Source organism: SAR324 cluster bacterium (genome assembly GCA_029245725.1).
Taxonomy (GTDB): domain Bacteria; phylum SAR324; class SAR324; order SAR324; family NAC60-12; genus JCVI-SCAAA005.
Genome location: JAQWOT010000186.1, coordinates 66,520 through 82,302, shown reverse-complemented (window position 1 = coordinate 82,302; position 15,783 = coordinate 66,520). Strand labels below are relative to the sequence as shown.

Sequence of the window (15,783 nt, the reverse complement as noted above, 5' to 3'; positions counted from 1 at the left end):
AGCAGTAACAACAGCAGCACCTTTGTGTTGACTTCGGCACCCAATGGAACGGTGACAGTGACGCTGAGCAGTGACAACAGCAGCGAGTTGGGGGTCTCTCCGACCAACCTGGTCTTTACTCCAGCTAACTGGAATGTACCTCAGAACTTCACGGTGACGGGAGTCAAAGACTTTAACGTCGATGGGACCCAGTCAACCAACGTCAACATCTCCTACAGCTCCAGTGACACTACCGATGGGATTCATGGGCAGAGCAGCTCCTTTGCGGTGAATGTTACCGACAGTGGAAAGGGCGCAACTACCATTACAAGTGCTACGGCAGGGAATCAGCAAGTGACGCTCAACTGGAGTGGCCCAGCTGGAATGAGCAGCTACACGATCCACTACACATCCAATGGCTCTACCCCCACCACCAGCAGTGACAACATCACCATCAGCGATGGGACAGCAACTTCTTATGTGCACGGGGGCTTGACGGCGAACACTACGTACACCTACAGCATTGTTGCTCACCTCGGCAGCGTCTCCTCCGGACTCTCCAGCACCGTTACCGGGAGACCGACGGCCTTCTCCTGTACTCCGAGCTATAACGGGGATACCGATCCGGATCTGCTGGCCTATTATGACTTCCAGGGTGATTTGAATGACTCCAGCCCGGCCAACGGTCGAACGGCCTCAGCTAGCGCCTGGCCGTATCACCTGTCAAATTCCGGAGGAACAATTCGCTTCCCAGCCGGATGTAGCGATGGCCTGGCCGGTTACTTCGATTCAAGCTCCGGTTATGCCCACAACGACAATCTCAACGACAATACCACGGGCAACCTCTTTGCCAGCGGCAACTTCACGATGAGCTTCTGGTTCCGCGCTGATGCGGATACGCCCAATTCCAACTATGCCTCCTTCATGTCCTCGCGCTACATTCCCGATACCGGCAATGACAGTAACATCTGGAGCTGGCAACTGGATGTAGATAATAATCGAAAAATTAGATGGCGAGCAGCTAAAGGCGCTGACAACAGCGACCGTGAAGTGATGACGAGCTATCAATACAATGCAGATGATTGGACTCAGGCTACCTACGTCAAGCACGATAACGACACCGTTGAAATCTATGTGGATGGGGATTTGAAAAAAACTGGGTCCCAGGCAGATACCCCACTATACGCACTCAAGATTGGAACGAACCGCAGAGAAGCATGGCACTGGAAAGGCTACATTGATGAGTTCAAGGTCTACGGCAGGGCTCTGACTCAGAATGAGGTAATGGACAAGTGTCTGGCCTACTCGGAATGCTCCGGCTTGGCTCCAGCCATCCCCGACAACCTGACTGTTGGTTTGGGCAGTACCGATCAGCAACTGAACATCAGTTGGAACGCCACCAACGGCACTGACAACTACACGATCTACTGGGTGGACAACAGCACCGCTACTGGGCTCATCGATCCAAACAATGCCAGCACCTACGACAACTTCACGGTCGTCACGGGAACCAGCGTAACCGCTTACAACCTGACCGCCGGCCAGACCTACAACTTCACGGTGGTGGCCAACAACTCTACTGGCAGCAGCGCTGCCGCCACGGAGGCCAGCGGCTCTCCGGCAGCCGCCTTCACGCTTTCTCCCAGCAACGTCACGGTCGTCGAAGGCACCGACAACACTACCGGGTTTGCCCTCATCCAGCAGCCCAACGGCAACGTCACGGTCACCTTCACTTCAGCCAACACCAGCGAGGTCACAATCTCTCCGACGACCCTGCTCTTTACCGGAGGCCCCAGCGGGAACTATTCGTCGTCCCAAACGATCACCCTGACTGGTGTGCAGGATTACCTGCCCAGTGATGGCGACAAGCCAATCACCATCAACCTGTCCTTTGACTCCACCGACAACAGCGATGAGGTCGAGGGCCTCAGCAGCAGCTTCACGGTGACCAGTGTCGATAGCAACGTCGGGCTCTCTGCGCCCGGAGGCCTGAGTGCAGTGGTCCCCACTACAATTGCTGGTCAGGTCAACCTCAGCTGGAGTGGCTCCTCCGAAAACATTGACAACTACACGATCTACTGGACCGACAACACCAGCCTGACGATTGATCCGGACAATGCCAGCACTTACCTTGGCTCCTACACCACCACCTCGACCAGTCCCACCAGCTACTCGGTGACCAACCTGACCAACAGCCTCCAGCACGGCTTCACCCTGGTGGCCAACAACAGCGGAGGTCGCTCTCCCGTGGCCACTCCAGACAATGCCACTCCGCTGGTGCCAACTCCATCCGGCTTGAGCACAACTGTTGGCATGGGCACCGGACAGGTGGACTTGTCCTGGAGTGCTGTCAGTGGTGCAGACAACTACACGATCTACATCTCCACCGATAACATCACCTTCAACCCGCTCAGCCCGGCGGTCACCGGAACCTCCTACTCCAGCACCACGCTGGACAATGGGACGGCTCTGAGCGTCGGCAGTAGCTACTCCTACTACATCGTGGCCAATGGTGGTGGGGGCAGCAGCGCCAACTCCACGATCGTCAGCGCCACCCCTGTCGTCGCAAACGTAGTCAGATCTGCAAACGGCTTACGTTTTAATGACGTGGAACTCTATCCCGATGGATCCGCTGTCGCTACCGGGGAGTGGGCTGCCTCCTCCGGTTTTACTTTCGCGCCATACAGTCTTGGCAACCTTACAGTTAGTAAGAAAGGCTTCATGGTTGCCAAAACGGAGAACGGTAACTGGTCCTGGGTCTGGCAACCAGACCGGGGTCACAGAGGTTATAGTACTTACGTTTATAGAGGCTTCCTTGTTTCGGAGCTGGCAGCACTGCCGGACGGTTCCGTCCTGATGGCGGGTCGGGCTCAGGGAGGTTCAGGGAATTTCAAGGCTAACGATAAGTCAGGAAACACCATTACTTATCCCTGCATTGATGATGGTGATGCCTTGCAGGATTTATGTGCGACGAACGCTTTTGTTGGGAAACTGGACAAGGACGGCAAGCTGCTTTGGGCCAGCTCAGTAGCGGCTGGAACCGCTGCTTCCGGTCTTACGGGTGATAACGGCAATTATATGCATGTCAGTGCCCACTCGGCAGTCGAAGCGATCGCTTTGGCACCAGATGGCGGTTCTTTCGTCTTAGGATGGCTGCAACACTATACGGATCTGGTCTTTCCAACCGCGACGGATAACGTAACGCTGAGCTTCGCAAACTACAGTAACTCCAATATTGCCCCTAATAACAACGCCGCATTTTTGGGGAAGCTGGATTCAGCGGGTAATTGGGTTTGGGTGAAGTTAATTTCAGGAAATACACATAGTGTGAAGTCCGTGAAGGGTAAAAGTGACCAAACACTTGACCGTGGATGGGCAATTGAAACCGGTCCGGGTCCAAATCTACTGGATGTCTCTCCCGATGGATCTGTGGTGATCGCATTCGGATCTAGTAGACCCTATTCTTGCAGCCCTGGTTGTACCGACAATTATACGGTGACTTTTGGTGATCCAAGCTTGGGTGATAACTTCACGTTTACCCAGCATGATAATTATGATGCAAATGCTAGAGATAGAATAATCATCACAAAATTCCTGGACAATGGGAGTTTTGCCTGGGCACATGACACCGGTGTTTATTACAGAAAAAATACAAGTTATGGAAGTGGGGTACATGTCCATGCTCTCCGAGATAACTCCACACTTCTTGTCAATTACCGTGATGACAATGTTACAATAGAATCTAAGGTTAGACTCAAAAAGTTAGCTGGTGATGGAACCGTAGTTGAAAACCAAGAACCGAATTTTTATCTCGCGTCTCAGCAAGGATGCTCGAGCGGTGGGTTCAACAATGTTAAAGTAGATCAGGGTAGAATGGAGTATCGAGGCAATCCCGCTGGACCCCTCACATGCCATTCGATGGCAGTAACCCCAGATGAGAGCGCTATCTGGCTGATGTGTGAGAGTGTGAATGCTTCTCCTATGGGGATGTTCAAATTTGACATCTCTTCAAACTTTGGAACTCGCCTGAGTGGGCGTAACATCAGAGGAAACTACAGTGGATCTGGATCTGGTAGTTGGGGTGATTTTTCCTCGGTCCTGCCTGATGGCAACGCTGCCGCGCTGATTAATATTTTTGCATGGACCAATGGCGGCACCCCTCTTCCCAAGTCGTTTACAATCGATAGTTACGATTCGTCAGGATGCAAGGTTGCTGAGCAGACCTATCAAAATACGGAGAACTTCAGCCGAGAATCGTTTTTGCTGCGCTTCAACACCAATGACAACGGCTCCTGGACCAACTGGTCTCCATTGGTCAACACCCCAAGTGTGCCTCAGAACCTGACGGCCACCCAGGGGGCTACCGGGGAGATCCAGCTCAACTGGGACGCCTTGTCACGCAACGAGCTGGCGAGCTATGAAATCTATCGGAGAGATTTGGGTGGGGCTACCGTGAGCCCGACCGTGGTGGATCTGAATGACAACAAGATCAGCGTGAGTCCCAGCAATCATCTCGACTCATCACTAACGTCAGGGGATTATTTCAACTATGCCGTCCGTGCAGTGAATCTGTCCGATAATTCATCACTCTCCTCACCAGTGGGTAATGTCCAAGCCCCCTGAGCCAAGTCTCGTACTCACTGCATCCTGACCGGAGCCTTTGCCCTAAGCCTTCCTTCTCCCTGAGGGCATAAGTATCTACACATCCTTGGAGCAGAGGTTTTGAGCGGTTTTTCGAAAACGCTCTAGTTCGTGTGGAGAATAACTCTGCATGAGTTCGAACAGGGAGAGCAGCACCCAGAGTCCAGCCAATAAAGCCGGATGGGTGACGGTCTTCTGATGTCGCATTTGTCGTCCACTAAGTTTAACCAAAAACCCTCTGAGTTCGTCAACCTCCTGGCTTTCGTCGGCAGCAATGGCCCAGACGGTCACACAAGCCATGCTGGCAACCAATAAGCGTTTGGCAATTGCTAGGGCCGATTCCTGTTGCCACGCTTCCAGTTGGTGTCCAGCCGATTTCATGAGTTTGAAGAACGTCTCGATTTTCCAGCGCCAGTAATCCCAAAGCGCAAGCGTCGAGGCATCGATGTCTTTTACATTGCTCAGCAACAACCATTCGGCCTCGACCTCTCCGAGGTCGGACAAGATGCGAGATACCACCAGGCGAGCCGTCACCGGGGGCCCCGGAACGAGCGTTCTTTTGCCGTTCTTTGAATAGGGTTTGGCTGGCCGACGAAGGGTCATCTCGGCTTCGGCAATCCATAGCTGACGTTTTTGTTCCTCGTCGGTCACTGGGTGCGCCTGACGATATTCGAGCTTGCCTGCGACGGCCTTACAGGCCATCGACGTGCCTTGCAGCTCAACGGTGGGGTTGCCCTTGGCGCGCACGAGCCAGTGAGTACCCTCGGCCTCCCAGCGGCGCAGATGGCCAATGGAGTCGGCTTCGCGGTCCATCACATGAACCAAAGGCCGGGTGAAGTTTTGTTGTTCGAGGTGCGCGATGCAATCACTCACTTCGTCCAAATGATTCTGCACCAACGGCTCTGGCGGGCCATCGTCACCATAGGTAGCGTAACTCCCGTCTGCGCTGATGAGAAGTTGGGCTACCGGTGCGATCGGGTTTCCCGTTTGATCGCTGAGGATCAAGCTGGTTTGTAACTCGTAGCCCAGATCGTCGGGATGTGTCCTTGGATAAATATCGGGCTTGTTGCGATGCCGATAACGTAGTTTCGACCAATCATGGACGCATAAGGCATATGCGCCACACTGTTGCTGGATCCCAGCGTGGGCCGCTGCCGTCAGGGGTTCTTGCAGTTTGCTCAGCGTGACGGCTTCATTTTTATAAAACCGCCAAGCCGCCTGCGTGCTGGCGAAACTACTGATTTTGTTCGGGATGGCCTTGAGGCCCGCACTGAGGGCTTCACTCGCATTCATGCTCTCGGTGACCAGCTGCTCATAGCGACGACAAAGACGTGCATCTAAGTTGGTGAGTTTTTTTTAGCATCCTCTTCCTTTCAAATCGATGGACTCAGAGTTGTGTAGATACTTATGCCATCAGGGAGAAGGTGGCTGAAGGCTGGATGAGGGGCTACTTCAAACTGCTCAATTTCCTCGTTTTTCCGTTCAGATCAATCCCTCACCCACCACTGACGTGGTCCCCCCTCTCCCAAAACGGGCGAGGGTTTTTCAAAGCAGTGCGGACTCGACGATCTGCCAATGGGCGAGGATTTTTGAGGCCTCATTGAATCCAAACTTACTTGCGAATCGGCAAAGGTTCTCAGAACTTTGGGTAGGAGTTTTTCAGCTTCTCAAAGCGATCTCAGCTCTCCAACTGGGAACTTTCCTGACGCAGAGACATTTTTTTAGGCATAGGTCCAGTAGGTTGAACTCAAGGGTCAGTGAAAAAAACAGAGATGTCGGTTCACTCCAGAAAAAGTCAGCAAGCTTGAAAAATCCAACTACTCTGTCAAAGGATCATCATAAAAAATCTTTGCATCCCATAGCTCCTCAAAGGAGCCGGCATCCACACTTACCAAAAACTGATAACCAGAGAAATTCAGCGTGGGCACCTTGTATTTTGACAGAGGACTGCAGCACCTTTTAGGGTCAGATCCAGTTCTGCGAGTAGTGATCCAGCACCTGCAACCACAACCTCCAGAACCACGAGAGGCCAATTTTGAGTCGTTGATTCGCATCATTGCCGGACAGCAGCTCTCCAGCGCTGCGGCCTACACCATCTATCGCAGGTTGAAGCAAAAGTTTGAGGATTCCGTCATCACGCCTGCCATGGTTCTCAACTCTTCCAAGGAAGAACTGTTGACCTGTGGACTTTCCAACGTCAAGGCGCGGTACATCACGCTGATCGCCCAAGCATTTGAAGAGCAGCCTGACCTGATTGAAGAGCTGAGGGAAATGTCTTCTGAAGACGTGCTGGAAACACTACAAAGATTTAAGGGCATTGGCATCTGGAGCGCCAGCATCTTTGCGCTGTTTTACCTCCACCATCCGGATGTCTTTGTCTGGGGAGATGTCAGTCTGAAAAAAGCGATCCGACTGCTGTACGAGGAAGAAGAGCTGAGTGAACCACAAATAGAGGCCATCATTCAACCGTGGCGGCCTTATCGCAGTACAGCCTGCCTGGTCTTGTGGAAATGGCTTGATGAAGGAGCCATTAGGTTTTCGTAGAAGACAATGCTCAGAAGTTGGGACCCGAAAAATTGGCAGGAATTGGAGAAGAGTTTTGTTGTTGGATTGGTAAAAATAAAGAGGACGCTCATTGTGATTTAGAAACTATAACCAACACTTAAAAACAGTACATTTTTTGGGGAATACTTATTTACATCGCTCTCAAAATCTGCCTGACAAGCGCTTTCGCATTCCCAATTATTTCCAAGTTCATAGTTTATCGATGGTTCACCAGTGATTAATCTGACAAAAGTTATTGATGTCGTCAGCCCACTGTTGAAAGTCCAGTTTTTACCAATTCCAAGATTATATCCATCTTCTGGATAATCTACTCTGTAAACAGCCTTTCTTTCACCATTCTGCTTGCTGTATATCTCCTTCTTCGCTTCCCAATCCCTGTTGATCAATCCAGTTTGGAAAAACAAACCATCCACAGATGCAAGGTAGTATCTGATATTCAGATAGGAGGTCTGACTATCAAACCCTGATTTTTCAGTAGCCAAACCATCATTTGAATCTTCAGACATATCTCCAGCTAAAGTTTGACCTTCAAGACTGAGCCATAGGTTTTCATTGAATCTGTAACTGAAACTAAGCCCAGGACCTAGATTTGAGAGTACAATCGCTTGGATTTGAAAATCCTTGTCGTTTAATGAGGAAGCATTGGAATTTAATGGCGTGGTTGTGGATAACAATAAAACCCCAATGCTAGTGCATAGAATTCTTGTTGATATTTGATTAATCATTTCTCTTTTTCTATTTGTGTCCATACCATCCGCATGGTTACTCATGCAGCACAAAATTTTCTGCTGCACAAATCGAAGAAGAATTTACCATCCATCAAGTTACAACATCTGTTCTATCGATATCAACAGTTGAGCTATCCTGCTTCACACCACTCCAATGATGCGTGGGAATAATCCTACGTATTGCTGACCAGAGAGAATGCGCTAAACTAATTCAAAATCCTGCCAAGGCTTGGTCTGTGGCGGAGGGCTGGTGAAGTGTAGAGTTTCACGAAGAGTCGGGTGCTGGAGTTGTAGTTGATGTGACCAGAGCGCAGGCCCCAATAAATTGCGAGCTTGACCATACTTGTGATCGCCCAGGAGGGGATGTCCACAATGTGCCAGTTGCACCCGAATCTGGTGAGAGCGTCCGGTTTCTAATTGAACGCGTAGCAGGCTCTTGTTTGCACGAACAGCAGTCCGCTCATAGTGGAGAATCGCTTGCTTGGCCTGGGAGGCTCCAGATTCAACGACCCGAACGGTGTTGCTGTGATGATCCTTCTGCAGCCAATCAGTGAGTGTTCCCTCAGGGGGATCGACCACACCGGCCACCACAGCCAGGTAGGTTTTCTGTAAAGTCCGTTGACGAACCTGATCTGCCAATCGGGAAGCTGCCTTGGAGGTCTTGGCAAAGACCATCACTCCACCCACAGGGCGATCCAAGCGCTGCACCAGTCCCAAAAAAATCTGGCCAGGTTTCTGGTCACGTTGCTTGATCCAGTCCTTGAGCAGACTCAACAGGTCTGGACTGCCTCTGTGATCTGCCTGAGAGAGTAGGTTTATCGGTTTTTCAATGACCAGCAGATGGTTGTCTTCAAACAACAATTGAGGCGTAAAGCTCAAGGAGACCTGCACTTTTTAGTGAGAACGAAAAATATGGAACTGCACACTGATTTTTCACAGCGAGTGATCTTGCACACCGAACAAATGCCCTGGTCGCCTTCACCGGCCGCTGGCGTGGAGCGACACCAACTGGACCGCCAGGGAGAAGAAGTTGCGCGAGCCACGAGCATTGTGCGTTATGCTTCCGGTAGTTACTTCACAGCCCACACGCACGGAGGTGGTGAAGAGATTTTTGTGCTGGAGGGCGTCTTCTCCGATGAGCATGGGCACTATCCACCAGGAAGCTACCTGCGAAATCCACCTGGTACCACTCACACTCCTTTTTCGGAACCGGGCTGCATCATCTTCGTCAAGCTCTGGCAGTTCAACCCCGGTGACACACAAACCGTCTGTCAACACACCGAACAGGGCAGCTGGGGCCCTGGACGTCAGGAAGGCATCCAAATTCAGCTTCTTCATGAGTTTCAAGGCGTCCGAACCGTGCTGATGCGCCTGGAGCCAGACCTACAAGTACAGATTCACTCTCATCCAGGTGGAGAAGAGATTTTTGTGCTGGAGGGCGTCTTCTCCGATGAGCACGGCAAATACTCCAAGGGGAGCTGGCTACGCAGCCCTCCCGGTTCCAGCCACTCTCCAAAGATTGGTCCAAACGGGGCCCTGCTCTATTTGAAGTCTGGACACTTGGTGGCCCCGGTGCTGCCGTTGCCAAACTGATGGGCATTGTCTCCTCAGAACAAGCTCAGTTGCTCACCAGGTTGAAGGACTTCCCCAGCAAAATCGGGTAGAGGCGGTAACTCCGGAAGCTGTTCCTGCAGAAAGCCATGGAAATCTCGCGCAAGTTGAGGAGCAAGTATGTCATCTGGGGTGTGCAGAAAAATGAAGGGGGTGAAACCTTGGCGCATCCAATTGGCTACTCTCTGGGCCCAATCCCGTAAAACTGGATAATTGACATCATTTTGGGGATCCCCGACAAAGCGCAGCAGCGGCAGCTCATTCGTTGCTGTGAAGCGCACGGGCACCTTGGGCTTGCGGCGCTTTGCCTCGATAGTAGCGGAGTCGTTTTGCTGAGAAGCCATCAGCTTGTGGGTGTCAAAGAGCACCCGAGCCATCCGGTGTTGGCGCAAAAACGTATCCAACTCTTGCTCTGTTTCCAGCTCATCGAAGTAAGCTAGGTTGCGCACCTCCACAGCGTAGCGAAAGTCTGAAGGCAATTGGAGCAGGAATTGTTGAAGCTGTGGCCAACGGTTGCGGCCAAAATCTGCAGAAAGTTGCAGTTGAATCGGGCCAATTCGTTCCTCCAGGGGAGCAATCCGCTGGAAGAATTCCCTTGTCAATTCGGTTGTATTTTCCAATTTGCGGTCGTGACTGATGCTACGGGGAAACTTGAAGCAGAAGCGGAAGTCGGGTGGGGTTGACTCTTTCCAACGCTCAACGACATCTGGGCGAGGCAATGCGTAGAAGGTGGTGTTGCCCTCCACCGTGTTGAAGACCCGAGCGTAGCCCAATAGAAAATCTGCAGGTCGGGTTCGTGTTGGAAGCAGGCTGCCCTTCCATTCAGGGCGTGACCACTCCGGACATCCAAGAAAATAGTGCATCCAGTGGCTTTTCCGAGAGAAATGCTAGATTTGAAGCTTGGTACCAGGATGAATGGCAGAGCGATTGCGTATCTTCGCTGCATCTTAGAAGGCGGCATACCAGGGATCAAGTAGGAAGTCGAATGCGTTCAAAACTACTGCACACAGTCACTTGCGACCGATTCTTTCCCTCGTTACACTTGTGATCTTGAGCCGCTATTTGATCTGCGGTCGAATACTTATGATTCCAGGAGATTCAGAATGGCAGACACATTGACACCAGAGATGCGTGAAAGCATGCCAGAGCCAGAAGGGTATCGGATCAATAGCCTACCCGATGAGAACGATATCGTCTTTGGCAAGGGTCCAATCACCGAAGAAACCTCACGCAATATGATTCTTGATTACCCCGACAGCGTTCTCAAGTTTCTACAGGGAAAGGACTTGGACGAACGACCTCTCTCTCCAGATGTTAGTGGAATTCATGCGATCTGGCGAGAACGTGGTCTGCGGAAGGATATTTTGCAAAAATACTTTTTGCATTTTATGGATTGGCCCGATGGGATTCCCTCGGCAACCATGCTGGACTTGCTGAGTGACGTGCGAGATAAGATTCGCAATCTTGGTAAGCCAAAAAAATAAGCTGTAAGCAGAGGGGGCCAGCCCTACACTGACCCCCAAGTGGGGCCGATGCTTCATTCATCAGCCCACCGTGGCACCGACTCAGTTGATCGGGATTTGGCGCATCTCGGCCTGCTGCTGCTTGGGCAGACGCAGGTGCAGCACTCCATCCTTCATCTCGGCATGACTACCTTCCATGGCCACTGCCTGTGGCAACTGAATCTGGCGCTGAAAATTGCCGTAATTGCGCTCTACACGCAACACACCTTCTCGGTTCTCTTCATGAGAACTCTTCTTCTCTCCCTGAATCGTTAGCACTCGCCCATTCAAGGAAATCTTCACGTCTTCCTTGTTCAACCCCGGCAGCTCGACCTGAAGTTGGTAGGTGGTCTCATCTTCCTGCAGATCCAGTGCAGGTGAGAAACGTCGTGTGGCTGTTTCTCCAAAAACTTCTGGCCAAGCGGACTCACCAAAGAATTCTTCCATGAGGTTGCGGAATGGAACAGTGCTGTTGCGAACGGTGACAGGGTACATGCTGCTCTCCTGAAAAGAGGAAACATTTCGAGGAGCATTCAAACCATTTTGATGTGCTCCGTTGTTTGTTAGCACTCAACTTAATAGAGTGCTAACAAGCTGTCAAGAAAATTTTTTCACTAGGTGAGCAAATTGCTCAATGACTGGTCAATCAATGAGGCGATCAGGATCTTCCTTGGGCTGGTTAGGATTCTCTCGGAAGAGCTGACGGCGGGTAGTTGGGTTGAGGAAATCTCCCTCACGCAGACCTTGCTGGCGACTGATCTGGGAGACAATTGACTTGACGAAGGCGCGTTGTTCCAGCCGCTCTTCCATCTGCCGCCGCAGCTTGAGGATATCGCGGACACTGTATTGGCGGTCAGGGATTTCTTCTTCCTCATCGACAATCGACTGCGTATCTCCCTGCAGGACAAGGCGGTGATAGCTCTCAAGGAAAGTCAGAAAATCAATGAGGAGTGGAGTTGGACGACCCTGGCTACTCTGAATCAGGTTGCGGCGCAGCGTCTGTGGTTGAGGAGCATTCTGATTCAGCTGCTGAAAAACGCGACGAATCTTGCGCTGCAGTTGTTGTTGGGCCGTCTGGGCATCCCATCGGGAACGTGTTGCAAAATCAAGAAACTGCTGCAGTCGCGGTCGGGGCGCCAACTGTGGCCACCAGGAAAGATTCAGACCAAAAAAGCGCTGCAGGACTTGTTCACAGCGTTCTAACTCTGCGAGCTGGCAGTCTTCGAAGAAGAAGCCGTGCTGATAGAGCAATTGACAGAGTTGGAGCAGTTGAGAGGTTGCTGCAGGTAGCTGGCGATCCTGCTGCTGTTGGAAGATTGCACCTGGTTGGGCTGGTCGACGCAGCATCTTTGATTCCAGAAGAAGCGCAGACGTTTAGGTCTGGGATAGATGAACAGTAGGAATGGAGCGTTGCCCTGAGGCCATTATTCAATCCCAACCTGGTATGGAGGTCTTGGCTGGACCACTCGGTATTGGACGTCGGATCGAAGTATTCATTTGTCGAGCAGGCTGGCCAGTCTGTGCTCCTGGATTAGCGTTAAGTTGTTGCTGGAGCTGCTGTTTGACTTGCTGAATCATACCAGGTGGAGGTGTCGCTCCAGCAGCTACCATAGCTGCCGGCCTCCCAGCTGCTGAGACTGGTCGTTGAGGTGCAGATGGAGTTGGCGCCTCTGTCTTGGCAACTGGTTTTGGATCTTTAGGAGACTGCTGCTGGATTAGGATCTGGTAGCGATTATAGTGACGATTGGCTTTGTCACTGTTGCGCATTCGGTAATAGACCAGTGCCGTATTGTAATGAGCGTCTGGTTGATCAGGCTCGATCTCCAGTACATTCTCAAAAGAATCCAGAGCTCGTTCGTAGTCTCCTGATTGGAAATAGGCTAATCCTAAATTGTAATAGAAGCTTGGTGTCTCATCATCCAGCACAATGGCCTGACGGTAGTTCCAGATGGCTGTTGGATAGTCCCGCTTTTGGTAAGCAGTGTTGCCATCACGGAAATAATTCAAAGCCGAGCGAGGGGTCGGGGTTTCGGGAGAACTACAGCCACTGAGCATCATCATCGGGAAGATGATCCAGCGGAACAAAAAACGTGGGAATGAGGTTGCGGGCATGACTTGCGTATCCCTTGCATGGTCTGGGAAATTCACTGGCATTTTCGCCGATAGGTTCATTACGATAGGTTCACTTGCTCATGCACAATCCATACTTGAAGGAGGCACGATGAAGTGTGGAAATTGGTTTGTCGCCGCATTATTACTGCTGAGTTGCTTCGTTGCTCTTCCGTCCCTACAGGCTCAAAACATGACAGAGGAAGAAGCTGAGGCAGCCCGCATCGAGCAACGTTTCCTCAACGAGCTGGAGACCCTGCTCAAGGCGGCACGCGACGCACAGTTCCCCGAAGAGGAAGTGCGCGCCATCACGGTACAGCGTGAAGGGAAGACGATCAACGCCTTTGAATATCTGGAACAAGCGAAGCGTCAACAAGCTCGCAAGGAAAGCCGACGTGTGGTGCTGCGGGATCGCTACCTAACAGTTCAAGACATCATGGGTGAACTGAAATCACAGGAGTCTGGCAAGTTGGACTCACTGCGGGAAGAACTCGTCTTCATTGGTGCCGAAGAGAAATGACCCCACTGCTCTGCGTAGCTGGTGCTAGAGGGGTTGGCAAGACTTCTGTGGCGGTGGCCCTGGTCTCCCTACTGCAGCAACATCTTGGAAGAGTGATCGCTTGGAAACCACTGGATGTCAATGGTATCAGGTATCAGATTCAGGACAGCGATAGCGATGGGGAACGCCTGCACCGAGCCACCAACATGTCGGAGCACATCAACCTGCTGAATCCCTACTTGCTCAATGAAGACTTGCCTCCACTATTAGCAGCACAACGGGACGGTGTAAAAGTCGACGAGAAAGTACTGAGTCAGCGTTTGGAGTTGTTACGAAGACGCTCTGATGCAGTGTTGATGGAGAGCCTTGCTGAATTGTTGGGCCTCTGGACCACCAAGCACAGCGGACTGGAGTTGCTGCAACAATGGCAGGCCAGAATTCTCTGGGTTAGTGGAATCGGGCGTGAGAGCCTGGAGCAAACGCTACAAGCAGTCACCCTACTTCAGCAGGCTGGGATCTCCTGTCAGTTGCTTCTCAACAACACAACCAACGAATTAAACGCTGATCTGCTCCAGTATCAATGGATGATGCTTGAAGAACGACTTGACCTGCGCGTGCTGGGCCTGCTCCCCTATAGGATCGAAGAAAATCGTCGCAATGCCACATGGTTGTCGGACAACCTGGAGACGACCTTTCTCGATCAGTTGCTGCCTCCACCAGTCAGCCCTACTGTCTGAACACCTCACTTCAGATTCTATGAACTTTTCCAGCCGGATACCGCCGGCTTGCTCTTGGCAGGACCTCAATGGACGTATTCAAGCGCTATCTGATCATTTTTGTCACCACCAGTACCTTCCTCTACTTCTTTGTCATCTGGTATGAGAGCCAGAATCCAGGAGTAGCGGTTCCTCATAATTTGAGCGAGACTGGGGAAGAATCGATTGCGATCAACCTACAACCCAACAATGCCTACGAAAAATGTGTGCAATTGCAGGCTCGTCAATTTCTGGACTATACTTTCGAAGCCTCGGAGCCACTGGTATTTAATGTACATTACCATGTTGGCAAAGAGGACTTCTACCCGGAACAGCAAACCATTACCACACTGAAAGGCTCATTTGAAGCCAAGGAGTCCCGGATCTACTGCCTGATGTGGGGCAACTCCAGTGACCAGCAGGTTCGCCTGCGCTACGAATTTCGCGCCCGGCCACTAACGGCCTCCAACTGAGTGTTGCATGTCCGCACTGACCTTTTTCGCAGGAGCCCTTGCCGGGGCTCTGACCTGGAATTTCACGGCCCCACTGCTTGAAAAGAAAGCCTGTTTCAACCCCAATCCCAATCAGGATGGGCATTGGGACGTACAGCCTGAGGCAGAGGAAATTCGCATCCTGCTACTCGGAGATACTGGCTCAGGTGATGAGCATCAGCAAGATGTGGCCACTGCCAGTGCTCGCACCTGTGACAAGTTGGGCTGTGATCTGGTACTGATGCTGGGAGACAACTTCATTCAGCATGGTGTCTCCAGCGTTGATGATCCACAATGGATCAGCAAATTCGAGGAGATGTATCCCCAACAGGTGCCTTTCTATCCGATCCTTGGCAACCATGATCTGCAGGGCAAGTGGCGACCTCAGGTAGCCTATACTGAACGCAACGAACGCTGGCGCATGCCGAATGTCAATTATTCACTGGTGGCTGGTCCTGCTTACATTCAATGCATCAACACCTCCTGTACACTGTGTGCGCTCTGGACACTGTTCAAACGCAAAGAGCGACCTTGGCGCCTGGTTTGTGGGCATCGTCCGTTGGCCACGGGTGGAAGACATCGAGGTGTGACCTGGCTTGAACGCTTATTAATTGAGCGTTCTGGACCCCAGTTCTTTCTATCTGGACACAACCACATGCTGGAACACCTCAAGATCGGTGAGATTGACCAGGTAGTTGCCGGTGGTGGTGGAAGCCCACTCAATCACACTGCTAAGAAACCCAACCCCCACCAGATCTTTCTCCATCTTGGTCATGGCTATGCCTGGATGCATCTGACATCGACCCAAGCCACGGTACGCTACTTCGACGATCAGGGTCAGGAAATCTACCAGTTTACACGAAGCGCCTGAGGCCACTTCTCACCATCTGTCTTGTTGCTGTT

16 protein-coding genes are annotated in these 15,783 nt (G+C 51.7%); 8 read left to right on the top strand and 8 right to left on the bottom strand.

Features of this window, described 5'->3' with window-relative positions; translation table 11 throughout:
* Positions 1–192: 192 nt before the first annotated feature.
* The gene (locus P8O70_09970) at positions 193–513 is read right to left on the bottom strand and encodes a hypothetical protein (GenBank protein ID MDG2197198.1); all 321 of its coding nucleotides are present in this window, start codon (positions 511–513) and stop codon (positions 193–195) included.
* A 333-nt stretch (positions 514–846) separates the two neighbouring features.
* Here P8O70_09970 and P8O70_09965 point away from each other — a divergent pair, with 333 nt between their 5' ends.
* Entirely contained in the window at positions 847–4,602 is a 3,756-nt protein-coding gene (locus tag P8O70_09965; GenBank protein ID MDG2197197.1) for a hypothetical protein, read from the top strand.
* Positions 4,603–4,677: 75 nt separating this feature from the next.
* Here the strand turns inward: P8O70_09965 and P8O70_09960 are convergent, their stop codons facing one another.
* Positions 4,678–5,913: a transposase gene (locus tag P8O70_09960; protein ID MDG2197196.1), complete on the bottom strand. Its 1,236-nt coding sequence runs from the start codon at positions 5,911–5,913 to the stop codon at positions 4,678–4,680.
* A gap of 627 nt (positions 5,914–6,540) precedes the next feature.
* Here P8O70_09960 and P8O70_09955 point away from each other — a divergent pair.
* Positions 6,541–7,164, top strand: coding sequence for a hypothetical protein (locus P8O70_09955; GenBank protein MDG2197195.1), 624 nt, complete (start codon positions 6,541–6,543; stop codon positions 7,162–7,164).
* Between the two features lie 98 nt (positions 7,165–7,262).
* On the opposite strand, the gene P8O70_09950 is transcribed toward P8O70_09955, so the two are convergent.
* Positions 7,263–7,955 (bottom strand): hypothetical protein, encoded by a 693-nt coding sequence (locus P8O70_09950; protein ID MDG2197194.1) that lies wholly within the window; start codon positions 7,953–7,955, stop codon positions 7,263–7,265.
* A gap of 159 nt (positions 7,956–8,114) precedes the next feature.
* Positions 8,115–8,792, bottom strand: a complete 678-nt coding sequence (locus tag P8O70_09945) for an RluA family pseudouridine synthase (GenBank protein MDG2197193.1) — start codon at positions 8,790–8,792, stop codon at positions 8,115–8,117.
* Positions 8,793–8,825: 33 nt separating this feature from the next.
* On the opposite strand from P8O70_09945, the gene P8O70_09940 reads away from it, so the two are divergent.
* The gene (locus P8O70_09940) at positions 8,826–9,506 is read left to right on the top strand and encodes a cupin domain-containing protein (GenBank protein MDG2197192.1); all 681 of its coding nucleotides are present in this window, start codon (positions 8,826–8,828) and stop codon (positions 9,504–9,506) included.
* A gap of 14 nt (positions 9,507–9,520) precedes the next feature.
* On the opposite strand, the gene P8O70_09935 is transcribed toward P8O70_09940, so the two are convergent.
* Complete coding sequence (locus P8O70_09935; protein MDG2197191.1) at positions 9,521–10,387, bottom strand: DUF72 domain-containing protein; 867 nt, start codon at positions 10,385–10,387, stop codon at positions 9,521–9,523.
* A gap of 240 nt (positions 10,388–10,627) precedes the next feature.
* Here P8O70_09935 and P8O70_09930 point away from each other — a divergent pair, with 240 nt between their 5' ends.
* Positions 10,628–11,008, top strand: a complete 381-nt coding sequence (locus tag P8O70_09930; GenBank protein ID MDG2197190.1) for a hypothetical protein — start codon at positions 10,628–10,630, stop codon at positions 11,006–11,008.
* Positions 11,009–11,089: 81 nt separating this feature from the next.
* On the opposite strand, the gene P8O70_09925 is transcribed toward P8O70_09930, so the two are convergent.
* The 3 genes from P8O70_09925 to P8O70_09915 form a co-directional block, all read right to left on the bottom strand.
* A complete protein-coding gene (locus P8O70_09925; protein ID MDG2197189.1) occupies positions 11,090–11,521 on the bottom strand; it encodes an Hsp20/alpha crystallin family protein in 432 nt (143 codons plus the stop codon).
* A gap of 147 nt (positions 11,522–11,668) precedes the next feature.
* Positions 11,669–12,373, bottom strand: a complete 705-nt coding sequence (locus tag P8O70_09920; protein ID MDG2197188.1) for a hypothetical protein — start codon at positions 12,371–12,373, stop codon at positions 11,669–11,671.
* An 81-nt stretch (positions 12,374–12,454) separates the two neighbouring features.
* Positions 12,455–13,138, bottom strand: coding sequence for a tetratricopeptide repeat protein (locus P8O70_09915; protein ID MDG2197187.1), 684 nt, complete (start codon positions 13,136–13,138; stop codon positions 12,455–12,457).
* Positions 13,139–13,247: 109 nt separating this feature from the next.
* Between P8O70_09915 and P8O70_09910 the strand changes: the two genes are divergently transcribed.
* The 4 genes from P8O70_09910 to P8O70_09895 all read left to right on the top strand — a co-directional run bounded on the left by P8O70_09910 (position 13,248) and on the right by P8O70_09895 (position 15,751).
* On the top strand, positions 13,248–13,655 hold the full coding sequence (locus P8O70_09910) for a hypothetical protein (protein ID MDG2197186.1): 408 nt from the start codon (positions 13,248–13,250) through the stop codon (positions 13,653–13,655).
* Positions 13,652–14,371, top strand: coding sequence for an ATP-dependent dethiobiotin synthetase BioD (gene bioD, locus P8O70_09905; protein ID MDG2197185.1), 720 nt, complete (start codon positions 13,652–13,654; stop codon positions 14,369–14,371). The genes P8O70_09910 and bioD overlap by 4 nt, the downstream gene beginning before the upstream one ends.
* Positions 14,372–14,439: 68 nt before the next feature.
* Complete coding sequence (locus P8O70_09900) at positions 14,440–14,862, top strand: hypothetical protein (protein MDG2197184.1); 423 nt, start codon at positions 14,440–14,442, stop codon at positions 14,860–14,862.
* 7 nt (positions 14,863–14,869) lie between these two features.
* The gene (locus P8O70_09895) at positions 14,870–15,751 is read left to right on the top strand and encodes a metallophosphoesterase (protein ID MDG2197183.1); all 882 of its coding nucleotides are present in this window, start codon (positions 14,870–14,872) and stop codon (positions 15,749–15,751) included.
* The last annotated feature ends 32 nt before the right edge of the window (positions 15,752–15,783 follow it).

What these genes read in the sequence shown, in the direction of transcription:
- P8O70_09915 (MDG2197187.1), bottom strand. Translation starts at nt 13,138, where the DNA reads ATGCCCGCAACCTCATTCCCACGTTTTTTGTTCCGCTGGATCATCTTC.
- P8O70_09925 (MDG2197189.1), bottom strand. Translation starts at nt 11,521, where the DNA reads ATGTACCCTGTCACCGTTCGCAACAGCACTGTTCCATTCCGCAACCTC.
- P8O70_09930 (MDG2197190.1), top strand. Translation starts at nt 10,628, where the DNA reads ATGGCAGACACATTGACACCAGAGATGCGTGAAAGCATGCCAGAGCCA.
- P8O70_09895 (MDG2197183.1), top strand. Translation starts at nt 14,870, where the DNA reads ATGTCCGCACTGACCTTTTTCGCAGGAGCCCTTGCCGGGGCTCTGACC.
- P8O70_09935 (MDG2197191.1), bottom strand. Translation starts at nt 10,387, where the DNA reads ATGCACTATTTTCTTGGATGTCCGGAGTGGTCACGCCCTGAATGGAAG.
- P8O70_09910 (MDG2197186.1), top strand. Translation starts at nt 13,248, where the DNA reads ATGAAGTGTGGAAATTGGTTTGTCGCCGCATTATTACTGCTGAGTTGC.
- bioD (MDG2197185.1), top strand. Translation starts at nt 13,652, where the DNA reads ATGACCCCACTGCTCTGCGTAGCTGGTGCTAGAGGGGTTGGCAAGACT.
- P8O70_09900 (MDG2197184.1), top strand. Translation starts at nt 14,440, where the DNA reads ATGGACGTATTCAAGCGCTATCTGATCATTTTTGTCACCACCAGTACC.
- P8O70_09965 (MDG2197197.1), top strand. Translation starts at nt 847, where the DNA reads ATGAGCTTCTGGTTCCGCGCTGATGCGGATACGCCCAATTCCAACTAT.
- P8O70_09920 (MDG2197188.1), bottom strand. Translation starts at nt 12,373, where the DNA reads ATGCTGCGTCGACCAGCCCAACCAGGTGCAATCTTCCAACAGCAGCAG.
- P8O70_09960 (MDG2197196.1), bottom strand. Translation starts at nt 5,913, where the DNA reads ATGAATGCGAGTGAAGCCCTCAGTGCGGGCCTCAAGGCCATCCCGAAC.
- P8O70_09940 (MDG2197192.1), top strand. Translation starts at nt 8,826, where the DNA reads ATGGAACTGCACACTGATTTTTCACAGCGAGTGATCTTGCACACCGAA.
- P8O70_09950 (MDG2197194.1), bottom strand. Translation starts at nt 7,955, where the DNA reads ATGAGTAACCATGCGGATGGTATGGACACAAATAGAAAAAGAGAAATG.